The sequence below is a fragment of the Streptomyces sp. PA03-6a genome (assembly GCF_033792765.1).
Taxonomy (GTDB): Bacteria; Actinomycetota; Actinomycetes; order Streptomycetales; family Streptomycetaceae; genus Actinacidiphila.
On record NZ_JARAVK010000068.1, the window covers coordinates 15,178 to 40,108 of the forward strand.

The 24,931-nt window shown below is 72.7% G+C and carries 26 protein-coding genes; 16 read left to right on the forward strand and 10 right to left on the reverse strand.

Going from position 1 to position 24,931, the window contains the following annotated elements:
• The first annotated feature begins 46 nt into the window (after positions 1 to 46).
• Both PV350_RS18250 and PV350_RS18255 read left to right on the forward strand, forming a co-directional pair.
• Positions 47 to 823 (forward strand): nucleotidyltransferase domain-containing protein, encoded by a 777-nt coding sequence (locus PV350_RS18250; RefSeq protein WP_499511078.1) that lies wholly within the window; start codon positions 47 to 49, stop codon positions 821 to 823.
• Positions 820 to 1,833, forward strand: coding sequence for an ADP-ribosylglycohydrolase family protein (locus PV350_RS18255; RefSeq protein ID WP_500334861.1), 1,014 nt, complete (start codon positions 820 to 822; stop codon positions 1,831 to 1,833). The genes PV350_RS18250 and PV350_RS18255 overlap by 4 nt, the downstream gene beginning before the upstream one ends.
• On the opposite strand, the gene PV350_RS18260 is transcribed toward PV350_RS18255, so the two are convergent.
• The 5 genes from PV350_RS18260 to PV350_RS18280 form a co-directional block, all read right to left on the reverse strand.
• A complete protein-coding gene (locus PV350_RS18260) occupies positions 1,792 to 2,502 on the reverse strand; it encodes a nucleotidyltransferase domain-containing protein (protein WP_499511076.1) in 711 nt (236 codons plus the stop codon). The genes PV350_RS18255 and PV350_RS18260 overlap by 42 nt on opposite strands.
• A gap of 18 nt (positions 2,503 to 2,520) precedes the next feature.
• On the reverse strand, positions 2,521 to 2,973 hold the full coding sequence (locus tag PV350_RS18265) for a Rieske (2Fe-2S) protein (protein ID WP_499511075.1): 453 nt from the start codon (positions 2,971 to 2,973) through the stop codon (positions 2,521 to 2,523).
• Complete coding sequence (locus tag PV350_RS18270) at positions 2,970 to 3,560, reverse strand: DUF6529 family protein (RefSeq protein ID WP_500334864.1); 591 nt, start codon at positions 3,558 to 3,560, stop codon at positions 2,970 to 2,972. Before PV350_RS18270 ends, PV350_RS18265 begins: the two co-directional genes overlap by 4 nt.
• Positions 3,561 to 3,593: 33 nt before the next feature.
• Positions 3,594 to 4,253, reverse strand: a complete 660-nt coding sequence (locus PV350_RS18275; RefSeq protein WP_499511073.1) for a hypothetical protein — start codon at positions 4,251 to 4,253, stop codon at positions 3,594 to 3,596.
• A gap of 89 nt (positions 4,254 to 4,342) precedes the next feature.
• Positions 4,343 to 4,705, reverse strand: coding sequence for a DUF952 domain-containing protein (locus PV350_RS18280; protein ID WP_499511072.1), 363 nt, complete (start codon positions 4,703 to 4,705; stop codon positions 4,343 to 4,345).
• A gap of 118 nt (positions 4,706 to 4,823) precedes the next feature.
• Between PV350_RS18280 and aroH the strand changes: the two genes are divergently transcribed.
• The 5 genes from aroH to der all read left to right on the forward strand — a co-directional run bounded on the left by aroH (position 4,824) and on the right by der (position 9,387).
• Positions 4,824 to 5,186, forward strand: coding sequence for a chorismate mutase (aroH, locus tag PV350_RS18285; protein ID WP_499511071.1), 363 nt, complete (start codon positions 4,824 to 4,826; stop codon positions 5,184 to 5,186).
• Positions 5,183 to 6,268 carry a prephenate dehydrogenase gene (locus PV350_RS18290; RefSeq protein ID WP_499511070.1) on the forward strand — a complete coding sequence of 362 codons (1,086 nt, stop codon included), beginning with the start codon at positions 5,183 to 5,185 and terminating at the stop codon, positions 6,266 to 6,268. Before aroH ends, PV350_RS18290 begins: the two co-directional genes overlap by 4 nt.
• Positions 6,269 to 6,493: 225 nt before the next feature.
• Positions 6,494 to 7,207 carry a (d)CMP kinase gene (cmk, locus tag PV350_RS18295; protein ID WP_499511069.1) on the forward strand — a complete coding sequence of 238 codons (714 nt, stop codon included), beginning with the start codon at positions 6,494 to 6,496 and terminating at the stop codon, positions 7,205 to 7,207.
• Positions 7,165 to 7,863, forward strand: a complete 699-nt coding sequence (locus tag PV350_RS18300; protein ID WP_499511068.1) for a lysophospholipid acyltransferase family protein — start codon at positions 7,165 to 7,167, stop codon at positions 7,861 to 7,863. The genes cmk and PV350_RS18300 overlap by 43 nt, the downstream gene beginning before the upstream one ends.
• Positions 7,864 to 7,929: 66 nt before the next feature.
• Complete coding sequence (der, locus tag PV350_RS18305) at positions 7,930 to 9,387, forward strand: ribosome biogenesis GTPase Der (RefSeq protein ID WP_499511067.1); 1,458 nt, start codon at positions 7,930 to 7,932, stop codon at positions 9,385 to 9,387.
• An 86-nt stretch (positions 9,388 to 9,473) separates the two neighbouring features.
• Here the strand turns inward: der and PV350_RS18310 are convergent, their stop codons facing one another.
• Complete coding sequence (locus PV350_RS18310; protein ID WP_499511066.1) at positions 9,474 to 9,716, reverse strand: hypothetical protein; 243 nt, start codon at positions 9,714 to 9,716, stop codon at positions 9,474 to 9,476.
• 178 nt (positions 9,717 to 9,894) lie between these two features.
• On the reverse strand, positions 9,895 to 10,665 hold the full coding sequence (locus tag PV350_RS18315) for a DUF8842 C-terminal domain-containing protein (RefSeq protein ID WP_499511065.1): 771 nt from the start codon (positions 10,663 to 10,665) through the stop codon (positions 9,895 to 9,897).
• Between the two features lie 537 nt (positions 10,666 to 11,202).
• Here PV350_RS18315 and PV350_RS18320 point away from each other — a divergent pair.
• From PV350_RS18320 to PV350_RS18330, 3 genes are all read left to right on the forward strand, one after another.
• A complete protein-coding gene (locus tag PV350_RS18320) occupies positions 11,203 to 11,829 on the forward strand; it encodes a LysM peptidoglycan-binding domain-containing protein (RefSeq protein WP_499511064.1) in 627 nt (208 codons plus the stop codon).
• A gap of 113 nt (positions 11,830 to 11,942) precedes the next feature.
• Positions 11,943 to 12,440: a transglycosylase family protein gene (locus tag PV350_RS18325; protein WP_499511063.1), complete on the forward strand. Its 498-nt coding sequence runs from the start codon at positions 11,943 to 11,945 to the stop codon at positions 12,438 to 12,440.
• Positions 12,441 to 12,943: 503 nt separating this feature from the next.
• A complete protein-coding gene (locus tag PV350_RS18330) occupies positions 12,944 to 14,266 on the forward strand; it encodes a glycosyltransferase family 4 protein (protein ID WP_499511062.1) in 1,323 nt (440 codons plus the stop codon).
• Positions 14,267 to 14,311: 45 nt separating this feature from the next.
• Here PV350_RS18330 and ctaD read toward each other — a convergent pair whose 3' ends face one another.
• Positions 14,312 to 16,018 (reverse strand): aa3-type cytochrome oxidase subunit I, encoded by a 1,707-nt coding sequence (gene ctaD / locus PV350_RS18335; RefSeq protein WP_500334869.1) that lies wholly within the window; start codon positions 16,016 to 16,018, stop codon positions 14,312 to 14,314.
• Positions 16,019 to 16,222: 204 nt separating this feature from the next.
• Between ctaD and PV350_RS18340 the strand changes: the two genes are divergently transcribed.
• The 3 genes from PV350_RS18340 to PV350_RS18350 all read left to right on the forward strand — a co-directional run bounded on the left by PV350_RS18340 (position 16,223) and on the right by PV350_RS18350 (position 17,972).
• Complete coding sequence (locus PV350_RS18340; protein ID WP_500334871.1) at positions 16,223 to 17,143, forward strand: bifunctional DNA primase/polymerase; 921 nt, start codon at positions 16,223 to 16,225, stop codon at positions 17,141 to 17,143.
• A 4-nt stretch (positions 17,144 to 17,147) separates the two neighbouring features.
• Entirely contained in the window at positions 17,148 to 17,537 is a 390-nt protein-coding gene (locus tag PV350_RS18345; RefSeq protein WP_499511059.1) for a DUF779 domain-containing protein, read from the forward strand.
• A gap of 219 nt (positions 17,538 to 17,756) precedes the next feature.
• Positions 17,757 to 17,972, forward strand: coding sequence for an I78 family peptidase inhibitor (locus tag PV350_RS18350; protein ID WP_499511058.1), 216 nt, complete (start codon positions 17,757 to 17,759; stop codon positions 17,970 to 17,972).
• Positions 17,973 to 18,100: 128 nt separating this feature from the next.
• Here the strand turns inward: PV350_RS18350 and PV350_RS18355 are convergent, their stop codons facing one another.
• Positions 18,101 to 19,105 carry a phosphatase PAP2 family protein gene (locus tag PV350_RS18355; RefSeq protein WP_499511057.1) on the reverse strand — a complete coding sequence of 335 codons (1,005 nt, stop codon included), beginning with the start codon at positions 19,103 to 19,105 and terminating at the stop codon, positions 18,101 to 18,103.
• Positions 19,106 to 19,781: 676 nt separating this feature from the next.
• Here PV350_RS18355 and PV350_RS18360 point away from each other — a divergent pair.
• Both PV350_RS18360 and PV350_RS18365 read left to right on the forward strand, forming a co-directional pair.
• On the forward strand, positions 19,782 to 21,413 hold the full coding sequence (locus PV350_RS18360) for an MFS transporter (protein ID WP_499511056.1): 1,632 nt from the start codon (positions 19,782 to 19,784) through the stop codon (positions 21,411 to 21,413).
• An 82-nt stretch (positions 21,414 to 21,495) separates the two neighbouring features.
• Positions 21,496 to 22,680 carry an acyl-CoA dehydrogenase family protein gene (locus PV350_RS18365; RefSeq protein ID WP_500334873.1) on the forward strand — a complete coding sequence of 395 codons (1,185 nt, stop codon included), beginning with the start codon at positions 21,496 to 21,498 and terminating at the stop codon, positions 22,678 to 22,680.
• A gap of 53 nt (positions 22,681 to 22,733) precedes the next feature.
• On the opposite strand, the gene PV350_RS18370 is transcribed toward PV350_RS18365, so the two are convergent.
• Positions 22,734 to 23,183: a cell division protein SepF gene (locus PV350_RS18370; RefSeq protein WP_499511054.1), complete on the reverse strand. Its 450-nt coding sequence runs from the start codon at positions 23,181 to 23,183 to the stop codon at positions 22,734 to 22,736.
• A gap of 292 nt (positions 23,184 to 23,475) precedes the next feature.
• Here PV350_RS18370 and PV350_RS18375 point away from each other — a divergent pair, with 292 nt between their 5' ends.
• A complete protein-coding gene (locus PV350_RS18375; RefSeq protein WP_500334875.1) occupies positions 23,476 to 24,618 on the forward strand; it encodes a DUF5685 family protein in 1,143 nt (380 codons plus the stop codon).
• The last annotated feature ends 313 nt before the right edge of the window (positions 24,619 to 24,931 follow it).

The following is a 24,931-nucleotide window of genomic DNA, read 5'->3' on the forward strand; positions in this document are numbered from 1 at the left end:
GGATAAGGACTTTCCCGGAGGACGCCGTTCCGGGAAGGATGGCGCAATGACCATCCACGCCGAACGTCTGCGAGGGGCCGGGCTGCCCGAACTCTCCCCGGCCCTCGCCCAGCAGGGACACCCGTTGCTGTTCGCCACCGTCTCCGGTGCGCACCTGTACGGCTTCCCGTCCCGCGACTCCGACGTGGACCTGCGCGGCATCCACCTCCTCCCGCTGTCCGACCTGATCGGGCTGCGGGAGGGCGAGGAGACCCAGACCCGCATGTGGGAGCAGGACGGCCTCGAACTCGACCTGGTCACCCACGACCTGCTGAAGTTCGCCCGGCTCATGCTGCGGCGCAACGGCTACGTCCTGGAGCAGCTGCTGTCCCCGCTCGTGGTGCACACCAGCGGCGTCCACGCCCAACTGGTCGACCTGGCACCCGGGGTCATCACCAGCCACCACGCCCACCACTACCGGGGCTTCGCCCGTACCCAGTGGGAGCTGTACGAGAAGACCGGCGAGCTCAAGCCGCTGCTCTACACCTTCCGGGTGCTGCTGACGGGAATCCACCTGATGCGCACCGGCACCGTCGAGGCGCACCTGCCGACGCTGCTGGACCACGTCACCGCCCCCGGGTACGTCCGCGAACTCATCCACGAGAAGGCCGTCGCCGAGCACGGCCTGGCCATGGACCTCGACCCGCGCCGCGTCCGCGCCGACGTCGAGGCCCTGCACGCCGGTCTGGACGACGCGCAGCGGGACACCCGGCTGCCCGGCGAGCCGGCGGCCTACGACGCCCTCCACGACCTGGTCGTCCGCACCCGGGTGGCCGCGGTATGAGACGGGCCGCCTCGGGGGCGATGGCGGGGCTGGCGATCGGTGACGCGCTCGGTTTCCCCACGGAGTTCAACGACGTCCCGTCGATCCTCGCCAAGTGCGGTCCGTGGCGGGAGATGGAGCTGCCCCGCCCGGCCTCCGTCACCGACGACACGCAGATGACGCTCGCCCTCGCCCGCGGGCTGCGCACGGCGATGGACCGCGGTCCCCTCACGCCGTCCCGGCTCGCCCGCCCGGTGCGCGAGGAGTACGTCGACTGGTACCACTCGCCCGACAACAACCGCGCCCCCGGCCGCACCTGCCTGGTCGCCTGCCAGAAGCTGGACCACCCGGACCGGCCCTGGCAGGAGGCCAGCCAGACCGGCTCCAAGGGCTGCGGCGCGAACATGCGGGTCGCTCCGGTCGGCCTCGTCCCCGGCCTGCGCCCCGAGGAACGGGCGGGGGCGGCCCAGTTGCAGTCCGCGCTCACCCACGGCCACCCCACGGCGCTCGCGGCCTCCGACCTCACCGCGCACGCCGTCCACCTGCTCGCGCAGGGCGCCGCCCCCGCGGAACTGACCGCCCTGCTGCGCGGCTACGCGATGGAGCAGCGCGACACGTACCACGAGTGGTGGCTCGGCGACCTGTGGCTGCGTGCCCACGACCACGGCCCGGTGGCCTTCGTCCGGCGCGGCTGGGACGAGTGCCTCGGGGTGCTCGACCGCCTCGACGAGGCCCTCGCGGCGCCCGACCGGGAGGCCGACCCGTGCCTGGCCGGCGGCGCAGGCTGGATCGCCGAGGAGGCGTTCGCGACCGGCCTGCTGTGCTTCCTGCTCTTCCCGGACGAACCCGTCACCGCGGTGCGCCGGGCGGCGTGCTCCTCGGGGGACTCCGACTCCATCGCCTGCCTGACGGGCGCCTTCGCCGGCGCGCACCACGGCCTGGCGGCCTGGCCGGACGCCTGGGTGGAGCGGCTCGAGCACCGCGACGAACTACTGGCCCTCGGCGCCCTCTGGGACGGCGACGGCGGCTGACGCCCGCCGGACCCGGACGAGGAAGTCCTCGACGCGGGCCCGGTCCGGCTCGTCCGGGAGCGGACTGCGCGGCGCGGCGGCCTCGGCCTCCCCGTACAGCCGGAGCATCCAGGACTCCGTCTCGGACCAGCCGACCTCGCCGCGCTTGACCGCCAGCAGCCGCTCCCGGTGGTCGCCGACCCCTATGCGCAGTTCGCCGGTGCGGAGCAGGTCGCGGGAGCTGATCAGCAGGCGCAGCAGGTGCATGGCGTGCTTCCAGCGGGGCGCGCCGTGCGTGCGGACGTCCGCCTCCAGCTTCCGCAACTGGCCGGTGGCGTAGCGGCCGAAGGACTCGTGGACGTGCCGGGACAGGAAGGCGCCGCGCAGGGCGAGCAGTTCCTTCCCGGTGTCGTCCACGTGCTCGACGAGCGGGGAGTGGAGGCACTCCAGGATGTTGGGGTTGGCGCGCAGCGCGAGCTCGCAGAACCGCTCCAGCTCCCAGGAGAACTGCTCGGGCTCCGGGCCGTCCACGTGGCGGGGCGGCTTGTCGAAGCGCCAGAAGAGCGGCGTCGGCGCCACGTACACCCCGCGGCGGTCGGTGTCGCTGCCGTCCGTGGCCAGGCCGAAGGCGCGTGAGCCCATCACACAGGCGTAGACGGTGTGCCGGCGTACGAGGTCGTGGTCGCGCATGGACGGGGATCGTACGGGCTACACGAGGAAGATCTCGCCGTCTTTTTCGGTGATCTCCTCGGGGGGAAGCGGCTTCTTGGCCGGTCCCGCGGCCACCGAGGCGTCGGCGATGCGGAACTTGCTGCCGTGGCAGGGGCAGTTGATGGTGCCGTCGGCGACGGTGTTCACGATGCAGCCCTGGTGGGTGCAGACGGCGGAGAAGGCCTTGAACTCGCCGGCCTGGGGCTGGGTCACCACGACCTTCTTGTCCGTGATCACCGTGCCGCCGCCGACGGGCACGTCGGCCGCCTTCACCAGCACCTCGCCCTCCCCGGACGGGGAAGCGGAGGCCGGTGCCGAGCTCGGCGCGGAGACGGGCTCCGAGGCCGGTGGTGGCGCGGAGGTCGCCGCCGCGGGCGGCGCGCTCTCTTCGCCGTACTTGCTGCAACCCGCCAGCGCTGCCGTGGACAGCAGCACCATGCGTCGCTTCATGTCGTCACCCCGACCGTTCTGAAGAACCACAACGCGGACGTCAGCCACAGCACCGTCAGCGCCGTGAAGACCAGCCCGCCGACAACCGGCAGCAGCCAGCCCGGCAGTCGCTCGGCCCGCAGCAGCAGCATCTTTGCGGTGAATGCCCCGAAAAAGAAGCACCCGAGCAGCGAGTGCCACATCACGCGGCTGCTGTACGTCTGATAGCCCAACGCGTACAGGCAGTGCACGGCCACCGGGATGGCCAGCAGGAACGCGATCCGGCCCGACCAACGGTGCAGCCCGCCGGTCCAGGAGGGGGCGCGGACGCCCGGCACCTTGCCGTACATCACCAGCGCCGAGACCGCCTGCACCAGGGCGAAGGCGAAGGCGGCCGTGGCGAGCCAGGACTTGACCGCGCCCGTGCTGGAGAAACCGGCCAGGTTGAAGGCGGTGCCGGCCGGGTCGTGCACCTTGCCGTACGCGCCGAGGGCGACCGCGACCGCCGCGGCGGCGACCGCGGGGACGAGGAACACGGCGACCCGCTGCCGGGGGCGCGGTGACGGGGCCGGGAAGGACGTGGTGGCGGCGTTCGGGTCCACGTTCATGGGGCGCTCCTGCTCCTGCCTGCGGGCGGACGGTCAGGGGATCGGCCGTGCGGTGAGCTGCGTGCCGTCGACGGTCACGGCGCCGGTGGCGGGGTCGATGGCGGGCGCCGCCGACGGTTCGCCGTCGCGCGAGACGATCCCCACCTGCTTGCCGTTCGGCAGCACGATCCAGCCGCCGACGACCCGCGCGCCGCGCACCGAGGCGGTCGCCCGGTACAGACCGGACGGCTTCACCGCGCGCTGCGCGGTGAAGGGCTGCTCCACGCCGGTCAGCCGCACCTCGCCGGTGACGCGGCCGCCCTCCAGCGTGCCCTCCAGCGAGGCGCCGCGGTCGCCGGTCAGGCGCATGCCGCCGTCGTCCCGGACGTCGCCGCGCAGCCAGGCCTCCTTGGTGCGCCCGTCGCAGACGTACGCGACGGCCTTGCCGTCGCGCAGCGCGATCGCGACGCTCGCCGCGTCGTCGCCGGTGCGGCCCGCGTAGTCCGCGTCCGGACGGGGGACCGCGGTGCTGCGGGACGGGGAGGCCGCGGGGGCCGACGACGGCGGGGCGGCGGACGGCGTCCGGCTCGCGGCCGGCGGGCCGCCGCCCTTCGGCCCCGCCTGCGGCGGTTCCGTCGTCGCGTTGAGCGACAGCATGATCAGCGCGAGTGCCAGCCCCGCGAGGAGCGTGTAGAGCGGTCCGGAACGCTTCATGTCCGCCTCCCCCGAGGCCGCGCGGTCAGGGCACCATCGAAGCGGACGGCCCGCCCCGCGTCCAGGGGCGTGTCAGGACGAAGCGGCGCTCACGACCACACCGCCAGCGCCACCGCGCGGCCGTCCGTGTCCCGCTGCACCTCCAGCATCCCGACCACCGCGCTGCGGTTGATGCGCCCGTACACGTGCGGGAAGCGCGTCTCCTGCGGGACCCCCGGCGGCGGCACCGGATCGGCGTCCTCCCACAGCACACGGGCCTCCAGGGCCTCCTCGTCGATCAGCAGCACCATCAGCGGGCCCGGGGTGCCCCGGTAGAAGGCGTCGGCGACGGCGAGCGCAACCGCCTCGTCGGGCGCGCAGTGCACGAACCCGTCCTCGGCGAGCGACGAGGGCGCGTACGGACGGTCCGGGTCGCGCAGCCAGTCGTCCAGCGGAACAAGGTGGAAGATCATGCTTCATGGTGTACCGCAGCACCCCTGGCGTCTCGCAGGGCGGGCGTGTCCGCCGCGCCCCGTCCGCCCCGACTACGCTGACCAGGTACGTGCGCGCAGCAACACAGGGAGCGATGACGTGGCGGTACGAGCGGTCCGCGGAGCCGTCCAGCTGGAGCGGGACGAGGCGGAGCACATGCACGAGCAGGTCGCCGAGCTGCTCACCGCCCTCCTGGAGCGCAACGGCATCGCGGTGGACGACCTGATCAGCGTCTGGTTCACCGCCACCCCGGACCTCCACAGCGACTTCCCGGCGGTCGCCGCGCGCAAGCTCGGCATCACCGACGTACCGCTGATCTGCGCGCAGGAACTCGACATCGCCGGCGCCATGCCCCGGGTCGTGCGCATCCTCGCCCACGTCGAGTCCGGCCTGTCCAAGGGCGAGATCTCCCACGTCTACCTCGGCGCCGCGGCCGCCCTCCGCAAGGACATCGCCCAGTGAGAACCGCCCTCGTCATCGGCACCGGCCTCATCGGCACCTCCGCCGCCCTCGCGCTCGCCGCGCGCGGCGTCGAGGTCCACCTGGAGGACCACGACCCCGCCGTGGTGCGCACCGCCGCCGCGCTCGGCGCGGGCACCGACGAACCCCCGTCCGGCCGGGTCGACCTCGCGATCGTCGCCGTGCCGCCGGCCCACGTCGCCGCGACCGTCGCCGACGCCCAGCGCCGCGGGCTCGCCCGCGGCTACCTCGACGTCGCCAGCGTCAAGGCCGGACCGCGCCGCGACCTGGAGGCGCTCGGCTGCGACCTGACCTCGTACATCGGCACGCACCCCATGTCCGGCCGCGAGCGCTCCGGCCCCCTGGCCGCGACCGCCGACCTCTTCGAGGGCCGCCCCTGGGTGCTCACCCCGACCCCGGTCACCGAGACCGAGGTGCTCAACCTCGCCCTGGAGCTGGTCGCGCTCTGCCGCGCCGTCCCGGTCGTGATGGACGCCGACGCCCACGACCGCGCCGTCGCCCTCGTCTCGCACACCCCCCAGCTGGTCTCCAGCATGGTCGCGGCGCGCCTGCAGCACGCCGAGGACAGCGCGGTGCGCCTGTGCGGCCAGGGCATCCGCGACGTCACCCGGGTCGCGGGCTCGCAGCCCGGCATGTGGATCGACATCCTCTCCGCCAACCCCGGCCCGGTCGCCGACGTCCTCGCCGATCTCGCCGCCGACCTGACGGAGACCGTCGAGTCCCTGCGGGCCCTGCAGTCCGCGGACGACGCCAAGCGCCGCGACGGCGCCGCCGGCATCGAGGACCTCCTCCGCCGCGGCAACGCCGGCCGGTCCAAGGTCCCCGGCAAGCACGGCTCCGCCCCCAAGTCCTACGACGTCGTCGCCGCCTTCATCGGCGACCAGCCCGGGGAGCTCGCGCGGCTCTTCGCGGACACGGGGGCCGCGGGGGTCAACATCGAGGACGTGCGGATCGAGCACTCGACCGGGCAGCAGGCGGGTCTGGTCCAGCTGATGGTGGAGCCGGCCGCGGCGGCGCGTTTGTCGGCGGCGTTGCGGGAGCGTGGCTGGTCGCTGCGCGCGTGATGGGGCCGGCGGACGGAGTCCGGCGCAGCCGTGCGAAGCCCGGGAGGCCCGCTCGGGGCCGAGTGGTGCGAGGTCGGCGTCGGGGATCGTGCCCGGCCCGGGGAGCTCGCGCGGCTCTTCGCGGACACGGGGGCCGCGGGGGGCCTGGGAATTCGTGGTACGGAGCCGAATGGGTGGGCCGGTAACCTTGTGGGGATGGCATTGCGCCAGCCGTGTACCTGCTCCATGCACAAGGAAGGTCCCCCGACTGTGTCGAATCCGGTGATCGTCGCGATCGACGGCCCCTCGGGCACTGGCAAGTCCAGCACTTCGAAGGCGGTCGCGGCCAAGCTCGGCCTGAGCTACCTGGACACCGGAGCGCAGTACCGGGCGATGACCTGGTGGATGCTGAGCAACGGCGTCGACGTGAACGACGCAGCCGCCGTGGCGACCGCCGCCGAGAAGCCGGTGATCGTCTCCGGGTCCGACCCGGCGGCGCCCACGATCACGGTGGACGGCGTGGACGCCTCCGGCCCGATCCGCACCCAGGAGGTCACCGCGGCGGTCAGCGCCGTCAGCGCGGTGCCGGAGGTGCGCAGCCGCCTGGTCGGGCTGCAGCGCGACGCAGCCACCGCCGCGCCCGCCGGCATCGTCGTCGAGGGCCGGGACATCGGCACCACCGTGCTGCCGGACGCCACCGTCAAGATCTTCCTCACCGCCTCCCCGGAGGCCCGCGCCGCCCGCCGCGGCGGGGAGCTGAAGGCCACCGGCAGCGCCCAGGTCGATCTCGTGGCGACCCGGGAGGCCCTCGTACGGCGCGACGCGGCGGACTCCGGCCGCAAGACCTCCCCGCTGGCCAAGGCGGACGACGCCATGGAGGTCGACACCAGCGAGCTCACCCTCGACCAGGTCATCGAGTGCGTCGTCACCCTCATCGAGGAGAAGCGGGCGGCTTCGTGAGCGACTCCTCCGCGGTTCCGGGACCGAGGGGCGCGGCCGTCGGCCGCCGCCTCGGCATCGGGATCATCAACAGCCTCTGGCGCCCCCGGGTGCTCGGCGCCTGGCGGTTGCCCGCCACGGGGCCGGTGATCCTGGCCGTGAACCACTCGCACTACGTGGACGGGCCGGTCCTCATGGGCACCTGCCCGCGCCCGGTGCACTTCCTGATCAAGAAGGAGGCGTTCATCGGGCCGCTGGACCCGTTCCTGCGTGGGATCGGCCAGCTCCCGGTGGACCGCCACAGCACCGACCGCACCGCGGTGACCAGCGCGCTCGGCGTGCTGGAGCGCGGCGGGGTCCTGGGGATCTTCCCCGAGGGCACCCGGGGCGAGGGCGACTTCGCCGACCTGCGGGCGGGCCTGGCGTACTTCGCGGTGCGCTCCGGCGCGCCCATAGTGCCGGTCGCGGTCCTCGGCACGTCCCGGCCGGGACGGCTGATCCGCGGCCTGCCGCCGGTGCGCGGCCGGGTCGACATCGTCTTCGGCGACCCCTTCGACGCCGGTGACGGCAGCGGACGCCGCACGCGTACGGCACTGGACGCCGCCACCGTGCGCATCCAGAAGCACCTGAGCGGACACCTCGAGTACGCCCGGCGCACCACGGGCCGCGCCTCCTAGCGTCGGCCTGATCCACACTGGGGCGTGCAAGCCCCCGCACATTTGACGATCGACGGAGAAGCTTTCATGGACATCGAGAACGAGTACGGCGAAGTCGGCGCGCTCGACGACGCCGAGTACGCCGAGTTCATGGAGCTCGCCGCCGAGGAGGGTTTCGACCTCGACGAGGTCGCGGGCGACCTCGCGGCGGCGGGCCACGGCCCGCTGCCGGTCGTCGCGGTCGTCGGCCGCCCGAACGTCGGCAAGTCGACGCTGGTGAACCGGATCATCGGCCGCCGTGAGGCGGTCGTCGAGGACCGTCCCGGCGTCACCCGCGACCGCGTCACGTACGAGGCCGACTGGAACGGCCGCCGCTTCAAGGTCGTCGACACCGGCGGCTGGGAGCAGGACGTCCTCGGCATCGACGCGTCCGTGGCCGCGCAGGCCGAGTTCGCGATCGAGGCCGCCGACGCGGTGGTCTTCGTGGTGGACGCCACGGTCGGCGCGACCGACACCGACGAGGCCGTCGTCAAGCTGCTCCGCAAGGCCGGCAAGCCGGTCGTGCTGTGCGCCAACAAGGTCGACGGCCCCTCGGGCGAGGCGGACGCCGCCATGCTGTGGAACCTCGGCCTCGGCGAGCCCTTCCCGGTCTCGTCGCTGCACGGCCGCGGTACGGGCGACCTGCTGGACGCGATGCTGGAGGCGCTCCCCGAGGCGCCGATGCAGTCCTTCGCCAACACCATCGGCGGCCCGCGCCGCGTCGCGCTGATCGGCCGCCCGAACGTCGGCAAGTCCTCGCTGCTGAACAAGGTGGCGGGCGAGGAGCGCGTCGTCGTCAACGAGCAGGCCGGCACGACCCGCGACCCGGTCGACGAGCTCATCGAGCTCGGCGGCAAGATCTGGAAGTTCGTGGACACCGCGGGCATCCGCCGCCGCGTCCACCTCCAGGAGGGCGCGGACTACTACGCCTCGCTGCGCACCGCGGCCGCCCTGGAGAAGGCGGAGGTCGCCGTCGTCCTGATCGACGCCGGCGAGACCCTCGCCGAGCAGGACACCCGCATCATCTCGCTGGCCGTCGAGGCGGGCCGCGCCATCGTCATCGCCTACAACAAGTGGGACGTGCTGGACGAGGAGCGGCGCTACTACCTCGAGCGCGAGATCGAGAAGGACCTCGTGCAGGTCCAGTGGGCGCCCCGGGTGAACGTCTCCGCCCGTACCGGCCGCCACATGGAGAAGCTGGTCCCGGCCATCGAGTCCGCCCTGGCGGGCTGGGAGACCCGGGTCCCCACCGGCCGTCTCAACGCCTTCCTGGGCGAGCTCGTCGCCGCCCACCCCCACCCGATCCGCGGTGGCAAGCAGCCCCGCATCCTCTTCGGCACCCAGGCCGGCACCAAGCCCCCGCGCTTCGTGCTCTTCGCCTCCGGCTTCCTGGAGGCGGGCTACCGCCGCTTCATCGAGCGGCGGTTGCGTGAGGAGTTCGGGTTCGTGGGGACGCCGATCCAGGTGTCGGTGCGGGTGCGGGAGAAGCGCGGCCGCAAGAAGTAGTCCCTGTGGGGGCCGGACATGGTGCCGCCCGCCGGGTCGCTTCCCCAAGGGGGCGATCGGGCGGGCGGTTCGCCGTGCGGGGTGGGTCAGAGGCCGCCGTGCATGCGGTTCTCCGCGAGGCCCGGGGGGAGGGCCGGGAGGTCGCCGCGGTGGCGGCCGGAGCGGTAGGCGGAGTTGACCCCACCGCGGTCGGCGAAGCCGTTGAACTGCAGGTCCTCCTCGCCGGTGCGGTCGCCGGGGAGGGTGCGGAAGAGCCTGCGGTACTCGGAGTAGAGCGCGTCGTAGATCGGCGTGCCCTCGCTCACGGACGCCTCCTGCGCGGTGCGCATGGGGGGGATGGGGCTGCGGAACTGGGCTCGTGAGGAAGCGTCAAAGGTGTGCACGTCGTGGCAACGAGCGGCTCATCTGCGGGGATGCGGGTCGTACGGATGAATCACGCATATGCACTGCCATAGGCCAAAGGCGCGTACGGGCAGCCGTACGCGCCTTTGGCCGGAGCCGGGGGGATCAGGTGCCGGAGAGCGGCATCGTCGCCGCGACGAGGAGTCCGCGCCCGCAGGCGCGTTCCAGGGCGTCGCGCAGCAGGTCCTCGCGGGGCTGCTGGCCGATGGTGCCGTGCGGGGCGGCGTACACGTACACCTCGTTCGACCGGTTGACCGCCTGGCGCCAGCCCTCGCTCACCGCGAGCGGCTGGTGCGCCTGCCACCACGCGCCGGCGGAGCCGGGCTGCAGGATGGCGTGCAGCTGCCCCATGGCCAGCAGCACGGACCAGCCGGGCAGCGGGGAGGGCGGTGTGGACAGGTCGTTCACGGGGAGGAAGCCCTGCTCGATGAGGATCGGCAGGAAGTCGTCGCCGGGGCCGCTTTCGCCGGGCCGGGCGATCGGGCCGGTGGGCTCGATGACCAGGGCCGGGCACACCTCCTCCTTGATGAGGACGAGGCCGCAGGTGATGCCGAGCACCGCCTGGCGCGGAGCGGCGGCCGCCGCTCCGCCGGCCGGCTCCTCACCGGCGATGCTCTGCACCGCTCCCTGCAGTTGCTCCTCCGAGACGGGCACGACCTGGGAGGGGATGCAGGTCGCGTGGGCGAAGGCGAGCACGGCGGTCTCCTCGCCGACGAAGAGCACCGTGCTGGTGCGCTCCGTGGCGGTGTCCCCCGGGGTACGGCAGGAGGTGCAGTCGTACGTGCCGGGCGCGCTGTCGCCCGCCAGCAGGCGTGCCGCCTCCTCATCGCCGATCTCGGCTCGTACCTCGTCGCTGACGTCGAGCATGGGCGGCACTGAAGCCTCCTTGAAATGTACGGCTACGGGCTCCTTTGCCGGGCCTCGCCCGGCACATAGTGACAACGGCCGATCTGTGGCGGGAGTCACGGCCTTCTTGGCGCGTGCTCGTGCGTCCGCGTGCGGAGGGTGAGCGGCGGTACGGAGCCGGTCACTCCAAGTCCCACCTTTCACCCCGGGAAGCCTCCGTGCCTATGAGTCGGGTCACATGGCGCATATGCGCTGTGCGGATATGCCGCAAAAAACACCATCAATCCGGTGTCCTAAATAGGTCTTTACTCCCGGTAACCCTCAAGTGGCCTGCGGCGTAAGGGGTTTGTTTGGCGACGGAACGCGACCCTGCCTAGATTTGCCCGCCGTGTGCAGAGAGCACCACCCGGGAGGGCTCGCACGGAGGGTGACCGTGGATCCGAAATCCACCGGTCGGCGAGCGAAGGGGACGGGGGCCGCGCCGGATGCGTGGGGACCCCGTCCGTCGGGTGCCGTACCGGAGGTACGGCGCCATGGGGGAACCCCGGGTCCGTGGAGAGGGATTCCATGGCCGTATCAGCCAAGTACCGTCAGTCCGCAGTCGTAGCCGGCGTCACCGTGCTGACCCCGCTGGCCCTCATGGCCGTCGCGGGGCCCGCGAAGGCCGCCGACGGCGGGGTCTGGGACCGCATCGCGAGCTGCGAGAGCGGCGGGAACTGGCACATCAACACCGGCAACGGGTACTACGGAGGACTCCAGTTCTCGGCCGGGACCTGGCGCGCCTACGGCGGCACCGCGTACGCGGCGACCGCCGACCGGGCGAGCCGTGAGCAGCAGATCGCCGTCGCCGCCAAGGTGCAGCGGGCGCAGGGCTGGGGCGCCTGGCCCACCTGCTCCGCCCGCGCCGGTGCCTACGGGAGCGCACCCGCCCGCGGCACCGCCCCGGCCGCGCCCAAGGCGAAGCGGCACACCGCCCCGGCGCCCGCGCAGCAGTCGCGCGGCAGCGGCGGCCACGCCGACCGCGGGCAGGGTCGGGCGAAGGGGCACGGCAACTACAGCGTCCGCGGCGGCGACACCCTGAGCGGCATCGCGGCCGCCCACGGGACGACCTGGAAGAAGCTGTACGCCGTCAACCGGACCGTGATCGGCGCCGACCCCAACCTGATCTACCCGGGACAGCGGCTGTCGGTCTGACCTCCCGCGCACTCCCGGCCCACCCGGCGGCCGTGCTCCGACCGGGTGGGCCGGGGGGCGCGCACGGCGCGGCGGGCGACGGCGCCCGCCGCACCGTGCCTAGCCTGGCCCGCATGTCCCGTCCCCGCCGTCTCGCGGTGACCGCTTTCGCTCTGCTCGCCTCGTGGGCGGCCCTGGCTCCCGGAGCGCGGGCCGACGGGCACGCCCCCGTCTGGCTGGAACTGGCGACCTGCGAGAGCAGCAACCGCTGGAAGACCAACACCGGCAACGGCTTCTACGGTGGGCTGCAGATCTTCCAGCCCACCTGGGTCGAGCACGGCGGTCTCGACCTGGCCGCCAGGCCCGACCGTGCGACCCCCGACCAGCAGATGACCGTCGCCGAGGAGATCCTCCGCGACCAGGGCTGGGAGGCCTGGCCGACCTGCGCGCAGCGCCTGCGGCTGGCCGGCCGGGCGCACGCGGTCCAGTCCGGCGAGACCCTGGAGGGCGTCGCCCGGCGCTTCAACGTCAGCGGCGGCGCGGCCGAGCTGTACCGGCTCAACCAGGACGTCATCGGCTCCGACCCGACCCGCCAGCTCACGCCCGGGACGCTGCTGCGCCTGCCGCGCTGAGCCCTGTGGACCCCGGCCGGGAACGGCGGGTCCTGGCGGGTCCTGGTCATGATGTGCCTGAATTCGTGTCATCTTATGGTCATCTCAACCGATTAGTGGAAATACGTCGTGTGCGGCCATACCCTGAACGGTCCGTCCGCCCTAGGCCGCGATGTGTGCGGCCCGCCGCTCCCGCCGCGCTCTCAGGTGCTTGCCGAACCGTCCGTCACCTGTCGGGCCCGTCCGTCCGTAGCCCGGTGGAGTGACGCGGTGAGCGGCCGCCGGGGCGGCTGGGTGACGGAGGGGGGCGACATGGAGCGCAATTGCTCCGACGTGCCGCAGCTGGGCCATCGTGCCTGACGGGCGCGATCCGGAAGGATACCGACCGGTCACGGGGACATCACAGTACGTACATGGCGAGGGGCAGGGAAGGTGGACGAACGCAACCTAAGGGCCGGGGCGATCGTCTTGCGTGCACGAAGTGCGGGCGGGAGTCCGCGGGGAGCGGGAGAACGCGGGGACGCATGCGCATTTCCATACTGATTCACAACGCCTACGGGGTCGGTGGCACCATCCGCACGACCTACAACCTGGCCGGCGCCCTGGCCGAGCGCCACGAGGTCGAGATCGTCTCCGTGTACCGCCACCGCGACGAACCTTCCTTCTCCCTCGCCCCGCAGGTCCGGCTGAGGCACCTGGTGGACCTGCGCAGGAGCAGCGACACCTGCGACCTCGACGACCCGCTGTACCACCGGCCGGCGAAGGTCTTCCCCTCCGGTGAGAACCGCTACGAGCAGTACAGCGCCCTCACCGACCAGCGGATCGCCGCCCACCTCGCGGCCCTCGACGCCGACGTCGTCATCGGCACCCGCCCCGGGCTGAACGTCCACATCGCCCTGCAGGCGCCGCGTCACGTCGTCCGGATCGCACAGGAGCACCTGACGCTCGACACCCACTCGCTGGCGCTGGTGCTCAGGCTGCGCCGGCTCTACCCCCGGCTGGACGCGGTCACCACCACGACCGAGGCCGACGCCGTCTCCTACCGCCGCAGACTGTGGCTGCCCGGCGTACGGGTGCTCGCCCTGCCGAACAGCGTCCCCGACCCGGGTGTCGTGCCCAGCGCCCTGGACGCCAAGTACGTGGTCGCGGCGGGCCGGCTGGCCCCGGTGAAGCGTTACGGCGACCTCATCAGGGCCTTCGCCAAGGTCTCGGTCGAACACCCGGATTGGGGCCTGCGGTTATACGGCACCGGTGGGCAGAAGGAGAAGCTGGAACAGCTCATCGAGCGCCTGGAACTCGGCGACCGGGTGACGATGATGGGGATAGTGACGCCGATCGAGCCGGAGATGGCCAAGGGCTCGCTGCTCGCGGTCTCCTCCAGCATGGAGTCGTTCGGCATGACGATCGTCGAGGCGATGCGCGTGGGGCTGCCGGTGGTCAGCACCGACTGCCCGCTCGGTCCCGGGGAGATCATCAGCGACGGGGTCGACGGCCTGCTGGTGCCGCCGCGTGACGTCGACGCCCTCGCCGCGGCGATGCTCCGGCTGATCAACGACGACGAGCTGCGCCGCCGGATGGGCCGGGCGGCCCTGGACAAGGGCGCCAGCTACGACCCCGCAGAGATCGCCAGGAGCTGCGAACGCCTGCTGGAGGAGCTGCTGGCCCGCCGGACGGGCCGCTCGGGGCGGCTGCGCGCGGCCGGGCGCCACGTCGGCGGACTGGGGATGGGCGTGCTGTACGCGGGCAAGGACCTCGCCCGCGCGGCGAAGCGCCGGGCCCGCAGGCTGCGCAAGAGGCTGCGGGCCGCGGTGCGCAGGCGGCTCGGCGGGCGGACGGGGAGGGGCTGAACCCCGGGCGGGTGACGGCGCTGCCGGTGCCGCGACCGCGCTCCGTCAGTCCTGGCCGCCGGCACCGGGCTCGACGGCGTCGCGGCGGCCGGTGGAGCGTGCCCGGTCGAGGGCGGCGACCTCCGGGTGGTGCAGGTCGAAGGCGGGGGACTCGGAGCGGATCTGCGGCAGCGTCGAGAAGTTGTGCCGTGGTGGCGGGCAGGAGGTCGCCCATTCCAGCGAACGGCCGAAGCCCCAGGGGTCGTCGACCTCCACGCGCCGGCCGTACTTGGCGGTCCGCCACACGTTGTAGAGGAACGGCAGGGTGGACAGGCCCAGCAGGAACGCCCCGATCGTCGAGATCGTGTTGAGCACGGTGAAGCCGTCCGCCGCCAGGTAGTCGGCGTACCGCCGGGGCATGCCCTCCACGCCGAGCCAGTGCTGGACGAGGAAGGTGGTGTGGAAGCCGACGAACAGCGTCCAGAACTGGATCCTCCCCAGCCGCTCGTCGAGCATCTTCCCGGTGAACTTCGGCCACCAGAAGAAGAAGCCGGCGAACATCGCGAAGACCACCGTCCCGAAGACCACGTAGTGGAAGTGGGCCACCACGAAGTACGAGTCGCTGACCTGGAAGTCCAGCGGGGGCGAGGCGAGGATGACCCCGGTGAGGCCGCCGAACAGGAAGCTCACCAGGAAGCCGACGGCCCACAGCATCGGTGTCTCGAAGGACAGCGAGCCGTGCAGCATGGTGCCGATCCAGTTGAAGAACTTCACCCCGGTCGGCACCGCGATCAGGAACGACAGCAGTGAGAAGAACGGCAGCAGCACGGCGCCGGTGACGAACATGTGGTGCGCCCACACCACCATCGACAGCCCGGTGATGGCCGTCGTCGCACCCACCAGCGTCGCGTAGCCGAACACCGGCTTGCGCGAGAACACCGGGATGACCTCGGTGATGATGCCGAAGAACGGCAGCGCGATGATGTAGACCTCCGGGTGGCCGAAGAACCAGAACAGGTGCTGCCACAGCAGCGCCCCGCCGTTGCCCGGCTCGAAGACCAGCGAGCCGAAGCGCCTGTCCGCCTCCAGCACCAGCAGCGTCGCCGCCAGCACGGGGAAGGCCATCAGCACCAGCACCGAGGTGAAGAGCACGTTCCAGGTGAAGATCGGCATCCGGAACATGGTCATGCCCGGTGCGCGCATCCCCACGATCGTCGCGACGAAGTTGACCGCGCCGAGGATGGTGCCGAAGCCCGACAGTGCCAGCCCCATGATCCACATGTCGGCGCCGATCCCGGGCGAGCGGGTGAGGCTGTTCAGCGGCGCGTAGGCGAACCAGCCGAAGGAGGCGCTCCCGGAGGGCGTCAGCAAGCTCCCCAGCACGATCAGCCCGCCGAAGAGGAACAGCCAGTACGACAGCATGTTCAGCCGGGGGAAGGCGACGTCGGGCGAGCCGATCTGCAGCGGCATGATCTCGTTGGCGAAGCCCGCGAAGGTCGGGGTGGCGAAGAGCAGCAGCATGACCGTGCCGTGGATCGTGAACAGCTGGTTGTAGCCGTCGTTCGACATCAGCTGCAGGCCGGGGCGGGCGAGCTCGGCGCGCATCAGCAGCGCCATGAGTCCCGCGGCGAGGAAGAAGCCGAACGACGTGATCAGGTAGAGGTGCCCGATCTTCTTGTGGTCGGTGGTGGTCAGCCAGTCCACCAGCAGGCGTCCCGGCCGCCGGGGCGCCGCCGCCCGGTCGGCCGCGGTCTGCGCTGCGTACGTCCCCATCGGCGCGTTCCCTCGCGGTAGGAGATCCTGTCGGCACTCGTTCTTGCGTACTGGCATCTTCCGTACAGTCTCGGGCAGACGACCCGTCATGTGACGGACCGGGACGGGACGGCCGTGCCGCGCGCCGTCGTTGCGCCATTGAGTGGAGGGTCGAACGAAAGTACGATAAAGGGGCCATGCCGTAGCGCAGCGAGGGGGCACCCCGTGACGCATCCGGACCACGACCGCGCGCTGGAGTGCGCGCTCGCCGCCGCGCGGCGCGGCTTCCCCGTCATCCCGCTGTCGCGGACCAAGCTCCCCGCGGTCCGTTCGCCGCACCGGGGGGAGACCGGGCGCGGGATGTGCCGCGGCCAGTGCGGACGGCTCGGCCACGGCGTGCACGACGCCGCCACCGAGCCCGCCCGGATAACCGAGCTGTTCGCGGCGGCCCCTTGGGCCAGCGGGTACGGGATCGCGTGCGGACGCTCACCGCACTACCTGATCGGCCTCGACCTGGACCGCAAGGACGGCGTCGACGGCGTGACCGACCTGGTGGACCTGGCCGCCCGGTGGGGCTTCGCCGTGCCGTGGACGCGCACGGTCATCACCCCGAGCGGCGGCCGGCACCTGTGGCTGCGCGGCCCGGCCGAGGCGATCGTGCCCAACTCCGTGCGCCGGCTCGGCAACGGGATCGACGTGCGCGGCAGCGGCGGCTACCTCGTGGGACCCGGCTCGGTGACCACCGCCGGGCTCTACCGCTGGGACCCGCCGACGGCCTCGATGCCGCCGGCCGCCGTGCCCAAGCGGCTGCTGCGGCTGCTGCTGACGACCCCCCAGCGCCGTGCCGCGCGCACCGCGACGGGCGCGACGGCGGCCGCCGGGTCCGCCGCCGGGTCGGGCGGGGGCACGGCCGAGCCGCTGATCCGCTTCGTGCTGGGCTCGTCGGTGGGGGAGCGCAACGAGCGGCTGTTCTGGGCCGCCTGCCGGGCGTTCGAGAACGGCCACGGCGACCGGGTCGCCGCGGAGATGGTCGGGGCGGCCGTCAGCACCGGCCTGTCGGAGCGCGAGGCGGAGTCGACGGTGGGTTCCGCCCGCCGGCATGTCCTGCGGGGGTCTGGCGGGCGGCGCTCGGCGAGAGCACTCTGACCCCATGACCTCTATCGCACCGAGGGCCGGCCGGGTCGCCGTCACCGAGGAGGCCGCGGGGCTGCTGCGGCGTCTCGCCGACCAGCACGGCCCGTTGATGTTCCACCAGTCCGGCGGCTGCTGCGACGGCAGCTCGCCCATGTGCTATCCGCGGGGGGAGTTCCTCACCGGGGACTCCGACGTGCACCTCGGCGACCTCGACGTCCTGGGCATCGACCCGGTGGCGGTGTGGATGTCGCGCGACCAGTTCGCCTACTGGAGCCACACGCATCTGACGATCGACGTGGTGCCGGGGCGCGGCAGCGGCTTCTCGCTGGAGGCGCCGACGGGCAACCGGTTCCTCATTCGGTCCCGGTTGCTGACGGATGAAGAGCTGTCGACGCTGGGGATGTGATGTGAGGGAAGTGTGTGGACCGTTTCCCGGAATTCCGTGGCGGCCGGTCCGGCGGCTTTTCGGCGGCCGGGTCCGCGAATTCGGCGGGTGATTGGAAAAGTCGCCCCCAAAGAGTGAACGGTGCACGCCAAACGCTGCCCTGGATTCTGTGACAGAAGTGTGACGATCAAGTCGGCCGCCGACTTCCGTCACGGCTCGTGTGCGCCTACGGTTGCTCTCATGGCAACCGATCCGAGTGCCGCACGGCAACCGCAGGACGAACCGGACACCTACGTCGGCCTCGGCGCCGACGAGGCCGAGCGCCGGGCCACCGAGCGTGGCTGGAGCATGGTGCGTGCCCTGCCGCCGGGCGCCGTCATCACCATGGAGTACCGGGTGGGCCGGCTCAACTTCACCGTCGAGGGCGGCCGGGTGACCCGCTGCTGGAGCGGCTGAAGGCCCCTCTCCCCGCATCCCCGCATCCCCGCACGACGAAGGCCCCGGCCGCCCCCGAAGAGGGGCGGCCGGGGCCTTCGTACGGGCGCGGGCGGGGCGGGAGGTGTGCGTACCTGCCCCGCGGGCCGTCAGCCGGTGGCGCCGCGGCCGCGGGCGACGCCGGCCTGGCCGATCGGTGCCGGGCGGCCGGGCCGGTCCGCGGGCGGGCGGCGGCTGCCGGCCGGGGTGACCGGGGTGCGTTCGTGGCGGGTGGTGTGCGGACGTGCCGGGTGGTGCGGTACGCCGGACGCGGGCGTCGTCGCGCGGCCGCTGAGAACGACGGGCTCGAGTACGCCGTCCGGGTTGTCGGAGAGCTGCGCGGAGGCCGGCGCCGCGTTCGTGGCGGAAGCCGTGGCGGGCGCCGTGCGGGTGCCGCGGCGGCGCGCCCAGGCGGCCGTGATCCGCTGCTCGGCCGAGGCCATCAACGGCTCGAACCAGGGCAGTGCCAGCAGGATCAGCAGGCCGGCCGCCCAGCCGAGCAGGACGTCGCTGACCCAGTGGGTGCCGAGGTAGATGGTGGTCATGCCGACGCCCAGCGCCAGCAGCGCCGCGATCACGGAGGTGACCCGGCGGACCCATGGGGTGGTGGCCAGATAGGCCAGGACCCCCCAGGTCACCACGGCGTTCGCGGTGTGACCGGAGGGAAATATATCGCCGCCGGCGAAGAGCTCGGCCGATCCGGCGCTGGTCGCGTAGTGCGGGCCGAGCCTGCCGAGGCCGTACTTCACCGAACCCACGGTGACGTTCAGCAGGAGCAGCGACGTCCCCAGCACCAGCAGCGGGTGCAGGGTGCGGTGGCGCCAGGCGCGCCAGCCCAGCCAGGAGGCGACGATCACGGCCGTCGGGCCGCGCTGGCCCAGGACCACGAAGTAGTCCAGGAACGCGTGGATCTGCGGCCACTGCTTGTAGGGCCGCCACATCATGACCTGCCAGTCCAGGGTCACGAGCTTGGACGTGGTCAGGACGGCTACGACGATGGCCACATAGGCCACGAGCGTCGATCCGAACAGCAGCACGCGTGTCCGGCTCATGCCCGGTGGCGCCTGGGCTGTCTCGGGCTCCTCCATGAGGCGAAGCTTGTCATCGGTACGCACTCAATCGACGTTACAGCGTGTGATGGCGGAGTTCGGCCGGAAGGCCGGGTTCGTAATGACGATGTGATGTGGACTGCGTCTCACTCCACCCATTGGCCGTAGTGCGGACGTGCACATTGAGCCGAATGCGGGAACTCCTTGATTTTATGTTTCGAAGTGCATGCGGAGGATCTTGGGAAATCACGCGTTCGATTTCCGCATGCTCTGTTTATCTGTGATTACCCGTCACTTCTCCTGGAGTTCGCCTGCCATTCCGGCAGGGCGGACGGGTTCCCCGCGCGCCGTTCGTCGCGGCACCGGATCGCAGCCGTGACCTGGGAGATTCCCGATCGGCGGGCGCGTGAACGCGCGCGGCGGGCGCACGCGTTGAACCGCGCGACCCGCGCTCGGGGTGCATGCGACCGGAACGGGCGGGTACACGCCACCGAGTCGGCGGGCGGGGCCGATCCGTTCCCGGCGGGAGGCCCGGTGCCGCCGTACCGGAAATGTCCGGCAGGTCTCCGGCGGATGGCCGTCGCGTGACGACGGCCACGTCGGAACGTGACCTGCGCCACCCACCATCGGCGCGGACTCGCGTAGTCTGACGACTTCACTCGCCCTCGTCGCTGGGTTCCCCCGGGACCGTCCCCTCGTCCTGCCCAGGGACACCGCGAGCGCACCGCTGGGAGGTACGTACATGACAGGGACGTCCTCGGCCGGCATTCCCGGGCCGGCCGCCGTCCCACGGCACACTCGGCCGGTCAACCGCTGGACCGTGCTGATCGTCCTCTGCGTCAGCCTGCTGCTCGTCGCCCTCGACGCGACCGTGCTGCACGTCGCCGTTCCCGCGGTGAGCGAGGACCTGCGCCCCGGCGCGATAGAGCTGCTGTGGATCGTCGACGCCTATCCGCTCGTCGCCGCGTCCCTGCTCATCCTCTTCGGCACCCTCGGCGACCGCGTCGGAAGACGCCGGATCCTGCTGCTCGGCTGCACGATCTTCGCGGCCGCCTCGGCGGCGGCCGCCTTCGCGCCCGACCCGCGCGTCCTCATCGCGGCCCGCGCCCTGCTCGGCGTCGGCGGCGCGATGATCATGCCGGCCACGCTGTCGATCCTCCGGCAGGTCTTCCCCGACCGCCGTGAGCGGGCCGTCGCCATCGGCGTGTGGAGCGCCGTCGCGGCCGTCGGCGCCGCCGTCGGGCCGGTCCTCGGCGGCTTCCTCGTCGAGAACTTCTGGTGGGGCTCGGTCTTCCTGGTCAACATCCCCCTGATGGCCGTCATCCTTCCGGTGGCCCGCTGGCTGCTGCCGGAGTCCCGAGGCGAGCTGGACGGCCCCTGGGACGTGCTGGGCGCGGTCATGGCCGCGCTGGGCATCCTCGGCGCCATCCTCGGCGTCAAGAGGGTCGGCGGCGGCGCGGCCCCGTACGAGCCCTCCGCGCTCGTCCCGCTGCTCGTGGGCCTGACCCTGCTGGCGCTGTTCGTGCGCCGGCAGCGCAGGCGCGAGCACCCGCTCATCGACATACGCATGTTCGTCAGGCCCGCCTTCGGCACCTCCGTCGGCTGCATCGTGCTGGCGCTGCTCGCCCTCGTCGGCCTGGAGCTGATCGCCGTCCAGTACCTGCAGCTGGTCCTCGGCCTGAGCCCCCTGCAGACGGGGCTGCGGCTGCTGCCGCTCACCCTCGCGGCCATGGGCGCCGGCCTCCTGGGCTCCCGGATGCTCGGCCGCTTCGGGCCGCGCGTCATGGTGAGCTCCGGTTTCGTCCTCACCGCCTGCGCGGTGCTCGTGCTGACCCTCATGGGCCAGCACGACCGGCCGGGCGTGCTGACCACGGGCTTCGTCCTGCTCGGCTTCGGGCTGGAGACCACGCTCTTCGGCGCGTACGAGTCCATGCTCAGCGACGCCCCCGCCGAGCAGGCGGGCGGCGCCGCCGCGATCGGCGAGACCTCCTACCAACTGGGCGCCGGCATCGGCATCGCGCTGCTGGGCAGCGTCATGAACGCCGCCTACGCCCCCGGCGTCGCCCGGGTCCCCGGGGTGCCGGCGGACGCCCGCCTCTCGGCCGGGAAGTCGCTCGGCGAGGCCTACGAGGTCTCCGACCACCTCGGCGGTACCGCCGGAGCCTCCCTGCGGCACGCCGCACGGCACGCCTTCGTCCACGGGATGCACATCACCCTGGTGGTCAGCGCCGGTCTGCTGCTGCTCGGCGCGGTCGCCGCGCTGCGGCTGCCCCGCCGCATGGAGTGCGGCACGGAGGCGTCCCAGCGGTCCGCCGCCCCCGGGATCCCGGCACCGCGCGAGCACGCCCTGGCCGGGGCCGACGTGTCGCGCTGAGCACACCGTCGGGGGCTTTACCCGCCCCCGCCACGGAAGTAGCTTCGTCCGCGAAGCGCAGTGATCACCGGAGAGGACGACGATGTCCACTGGAAAGCCGCAGTTCGACCCGTACGACCCGCTCGGCGTCGACGACCTGCTCGACGACGAGGACCGCGCCGTGCGGGACACCGTGCGCGGCTGGGCCGCCGACCGCGTGCTGCCGTACGTGGCGGACTGGTACGAGCGCGGCGAGCTGCCCGGGATCCGCGAGCTGGCCCGCGAGCTCGGCTCGATCGGCGCGCTGGGCATGTCGCTGACCGGCTACGGCTGCGCGGGCGCCACCGCCGTCCAGTACGGCCTCGCCTGCCTGGAGCTGGAGGCCGCCGACTCCGGCATCCGCTCGCTCGTCTCCGTGCAGGGCTCGCTGGCGATGTACGCCATCCACCGGTACGGCTCCGAGGAGCACAAGCAGCACTGGCTGCCCCGGATGGCCGCCGGCGAGGTCATCGGCTGCTTCGGGCTCACCGAGCCCGACCACGGCTCCGACCCGGCGGGCATGCGCACCCACGCCAAGCGCGACGGTTCCGACTGGGTCCTGAACGGCCGCAAGATGTGGATCACCAACGGCTCGGTCGCCGGCGTCGCCGTGGTGTGGGCCCGCACCGACGAGGGCATCCGCGGATTCGTCGTGCCCACCGGCACCCCCGGGTTCTCCGCCCCCGAGATCAAGCACAAGTGGTCGCTGCGCGCCTCCGTCACCAGCGAGCTGGTCATGGACGACGTACGCCTGCCCGCCGACGCCGTGCTCCCCGAGGTCACCGGCCTGCGCGGCCCGCTCAGCTGCCTGAACCACGCGCGCTACGGGATCGTCTGGGGTGCCATGGGCGCCGCGCGCAGCAGTTTCGAGGCCGCCCTGGAGTACTCCCGCACCCGTGAGCAGTTCGGCCGGCCCATCGGCGGCTTCCAGCTGACCCAGGCCAAGCTCGCCGACATGGCGCTCGAACTGCACAAGGGCATCCTCCTCGCCCACCACCTCGGACGGCGCATGGACGCGGGCACGCTCCGTCCCGAGCAGGTCAGCTTCGGCAAGCTCAACAACGTGCGCGAGGCGATCGAGATCTGCCGCACGGCCCGGACGATCCTGGGCGCGAACGGCATCTCCCTGGAGTACCCCGTCATGCGGCACGCCACCAACCTGGAGTCCGTGCTCACCTACGAGGGCACCGTCGAGATGCACCAGCTCGTGCTCGGCAAGGCGCTCACCGGCCTCGACGCCTTCCGGTAGGCGGGCGGGCAGGCCGTGGCATCGGCGCCGGGTCCCGGCGCCGACGCCACGGGTCAGTTCTGGTTGAAGAAGCCGTCGCCGCCGCGCTTGCTGTCGGCGTTGACGACCAGGTAGTCGGGCGGTGTCAGCAGGAACACCCGGTTGGCCACGCGGTCGATGGAACCGCGCAGGCCGAAGGTGAGGCCGGCCGCGAAGTCGACGACGCGCTTGGCGTCGGCGGGGTCCATCGCCGTCAGGTTGACGATCACCGGGACGCCTTCCCGGAACAGCTCGCCGATGCCGCGGGCGTCCCGGAAGCCGTCCGGGGTGACCGTCGCGATCCGGCGGCCCTGTTCCTCCGCCGAATCGGAGGCCACGCGCACGCGGGGGTCGGTGACCCAGGAGTCGGGGGAGGACGTCTCGGCGCCGTCGCCGTAATCGGCGTAGTCCTCGTCGTAGTACTCCTCGGCGCTGTTGTCGTCGACGAGTCCCAGCCAGGCGCTCGCCCGTCGTACCGATCCCATGGACGCCTCCTCTCGCACGCGGTCAGTTTGCCGTCCGCACCCCTATGGTCGTCCATGATGCGGATGATGCGCCAAGCGGATACCCACCGTGGGGTGGATTCGTGACAGACCTGGTGCATAAATCGCACTAGTGGCCCCCAGGTACCCCGTGGAATATGGCTCCTGACGGATCATCGGAAAGGGTCCCGCTCGGTAGGGTGATGGCTCACCGCCGGACAGCCGAACGGGCGGCGTACAGAACGACCAGCCGATGACGTGTTCCATTGCTGCGAATGACGTACGGGGGATTGTGATGTTCGGAATCGTCAGACCATGCCGGCACCGGCTGCCGGAGAAGCTGGCCATAGCGTGGACGGCCCATCTGTGCGGCCTCTGCCTCGCCCTGAGGGACGACCACGGGCAACTGGCCAGGGTCGCCACGAATTACGACGGGCTCATCGTCTCGGTGCTGGTGGAGGCCCAGGCCGGGTGGACGGAGGACGGACGCCGTACCGCCGGGCCGTGCCCGCTGCGCGCGATGCGGACCGCGCCGGTGGCCAAGGGGGAGGGTGCGCGGCTGGCCGCGGCGGTCTCGCTGGTGCTGGCCTCGGCGAAGATGCGCGACCACATGGCGGACGGCGACGGTCTGCTGGCGCGCCGTCCGGTCGCCGCGGCGGCGCGCACGGTCGCCCGGCGCTGGGACCGGGCGGGGGCGGTGACCGGTTCGGGGCTCGGCTTCGACACCGCGGTGCTGGTGGACGCCGTGGGCCGGCAGGCCGGCGTCGAGGCGGCCGCCGGGCCCGGTACCTCCCTGCTGACCGTCACCGAGCCCACCGAGACCGCCACCGCCGCCGCGTTCGGCCACACGGCGGTGCTGGCCGGACGCCCCGGCAACCGCGCCCCGCTGGAGGAGGCGGGCCGGCTCTTCGGCCGCCTCGCCCACCTGCTGGACGCGGTGGAGGACCTGGACGCCGACGCGGCGGCGGGCGCGTGGAACCCGCTGACCGCCACCGGGACGAGCGCGGACGAGGCGCGACGGCTGTGCGACGACGCGGTGCACGGGGTCCGGCTGGCGCTGCGTGACGTGGAGTTCGCCGACGGCGCGCTCGCCCACGTCCTGCTCGCCCACGAACTGCGCCGTTCCGTGGACCGCGCGTTCGGGGCCTCGTGCGCCCACCACCCGGGACCCGGCGGCCCCGGCGGGCCGGTGCAGTCGCCCTGGCTGACCCCCGGCCCCCCGCACCAGCCGGGCCCCCGCCGCGGGCTGCTCGCGGGCTGCGCGGTGTTCGCGGGGCTCTGCTGCACGTGCCAGATCTGCTGCCGGGACCACTACGACGACCCCTGGAGCGGCAAGCGGCGCGAAGGCTGGTGCTCCAACTGCGATTGCTCCGGCTGCGACTGCGGCTGCGGTGACGGCTGCTGCTGCGACTGCGACTGCTGCGGCTGCGACTGCTGACGGGCCGTGCGGCCCGTTCCCCGCGACGGTGGCGCCGGAGGCGCGGGCGGTCGCGTCTCCGGCACGGGCCGCTGTCGCTCCCCCGTGGGGGCGCGACAGCGGCGCCGGGGCCATGGCGAGGTGGCGTGAGGGTCGGGCGGCGTCCTGCGGCGCTGCCAGCCGGGGAGGGCGTGACCCAGCGAGAGCGGCGGGCGCGCGTCGGGGGCCGTGCGGCGCTGGGGTGGCGTGCGGCGGAGTTGCGCCCGGCGCCCCGCCGAACGGGCGCGGCGCAGCCGCCCGTTCGCGCCAAACCGGGGGCGGGGCTCGGGGGTGG

Bases quoted from the DNA above. Each gene is read 5' to 3' on its own strand.
- der (WP_499511067.1), top strand. From the start codon at position 7,930: ATGGACATCGAGAACGAGTACGGCGAAGTCGGCGCGCTCGACGACGCC.
- PV350_RS18265 (WP_499511075.1), bottom strand. From the start codon at position 2,973: ATGAAGCGACGCATGGTGCTGCTGTCCACGGCAGCGCTGGCGGGTTGC.
- PV350_RS18370 (WP_499511054.1), bottom strand. From the start codon at position 23,183: ATGGGATCGGTACGACGGGCGAGCGCCTGGCTGGGACTCGTCGACGAC.
- PV350_RS18325 (WP_499511063.1), top strand. From the start codon at position 11,943: ATGTCCCGTCCCCGCCGTCTCGCGGTGACCGCTTTCGCTCTGCTCGCC.
- cmk (WP_499511069.1), top strand. From the start codon at position 6,494: ATGCACAAGGAAGGTCCCCCGACTGTGTCGAATCCGGTGATCGTCGCG.
- PV350_RS18270 (WP_500334864.1), bottom strand. From the start codon at position 3,560: ATGAACGTGGACCCGAACGCCGCCACCACGTCCTTCCCGGCCCCGTCA.
- PV350_RS18350 (WP_499511058.1), top strand. From the start codon at position 17,757: ATGGCAACCGATCCGAGTGCCGCACGGCAACCGCAGGACGAACCGGAC.
- PV350_RS18365 (WP_500334873.1), top strand. From the start codon at position 21,496: ATGTCCACTGGAAAGCCGCAGTTCGACCCGTACGACCCGCTCGGCGTC.
- PV350_RS18360 (WP_499511056.1), top strand. From the start codon at position 19,782: ATGACAGGGACGTCCTCGGCCGGCATTCCCGGGCCGGCCGCCGTCCCA.
- PV350_RS18260 (WP_499511076.1), bottom strand. From the start codon at position 2,502: ATGCGCGACCACGACCTCGTACGCCGGCACACCGTCTACGCCTGTGTG.
- PV350_RS18375 (WP_500334875.1), top strand. From the start codon at position 23,476: ATGTTCGGAATCGTCAGACCATGCCGGCACCGGCTGCCGGAGAAGCTG.
- PV350_RS18320 (WP_499511064.1), top strand. From the start codon at position 11,203: ATGGCCGTATCAGCCAAGTACCGTCAGTCCGCAGTCGTAGCCGGCGTC.
- PV350_RS18255 (WP_500334861.1), top strand. From the start codon at position 820: ATGAGACGGGCCGCCTCGGGGGCGATGGCGGGGCTGGCGATCGGTGAC.
- PV350_RS18250 (WP_499511078.1), top strand. From the start codon at position 47: ATGACCATCCACGCCGAACGTCTGCGAGGGGCCGGGCTGCCCGAACTC.
- PV350_RS18330 (WP_499511062.1), top strand. From the start codon at position 12,944: ATGCGCATTTCCATACTGATTCACAACGCCTACGGGGTCGGTGGCACC.
- PV350_RS18345 (WP_499511059.1), top strand. From the start codon at position 17,148: ATGACCTCTATCGCACCGAGGGCCGGCCGGGTCGCCGTCACCGAGGAG.
- ctaD (WP_500334869.1), bottom strand. From the start codon at position 16,018: ATGGGGACGTACGCAGCGCAGACCGCGGCCGACCGGGCGGCGGCGCCC.
- PV350_RS18310 (WP_499511066.1), bottom strand. From the start codon at position 9,716: ATGCGCACCGCGCAGGAGGCGTCCGTGAGCGAGGGCACGCCGATCTAC.
- PV350_RS18275 (WP_499511073.1), bottom strand. From the start codon at position 4,253: ATGAAGCGTTCCGGACCGCTCTACACGCTCCTCGCGGGGCTGGCACTC.
- PV350_RS18280 (WP_499511072.1), bottom strand. From the start codon at position 4,705: ATGATCTTCCACCTTGTTCCGCTGGACGACTGGCTGCGCGACCCGGAC.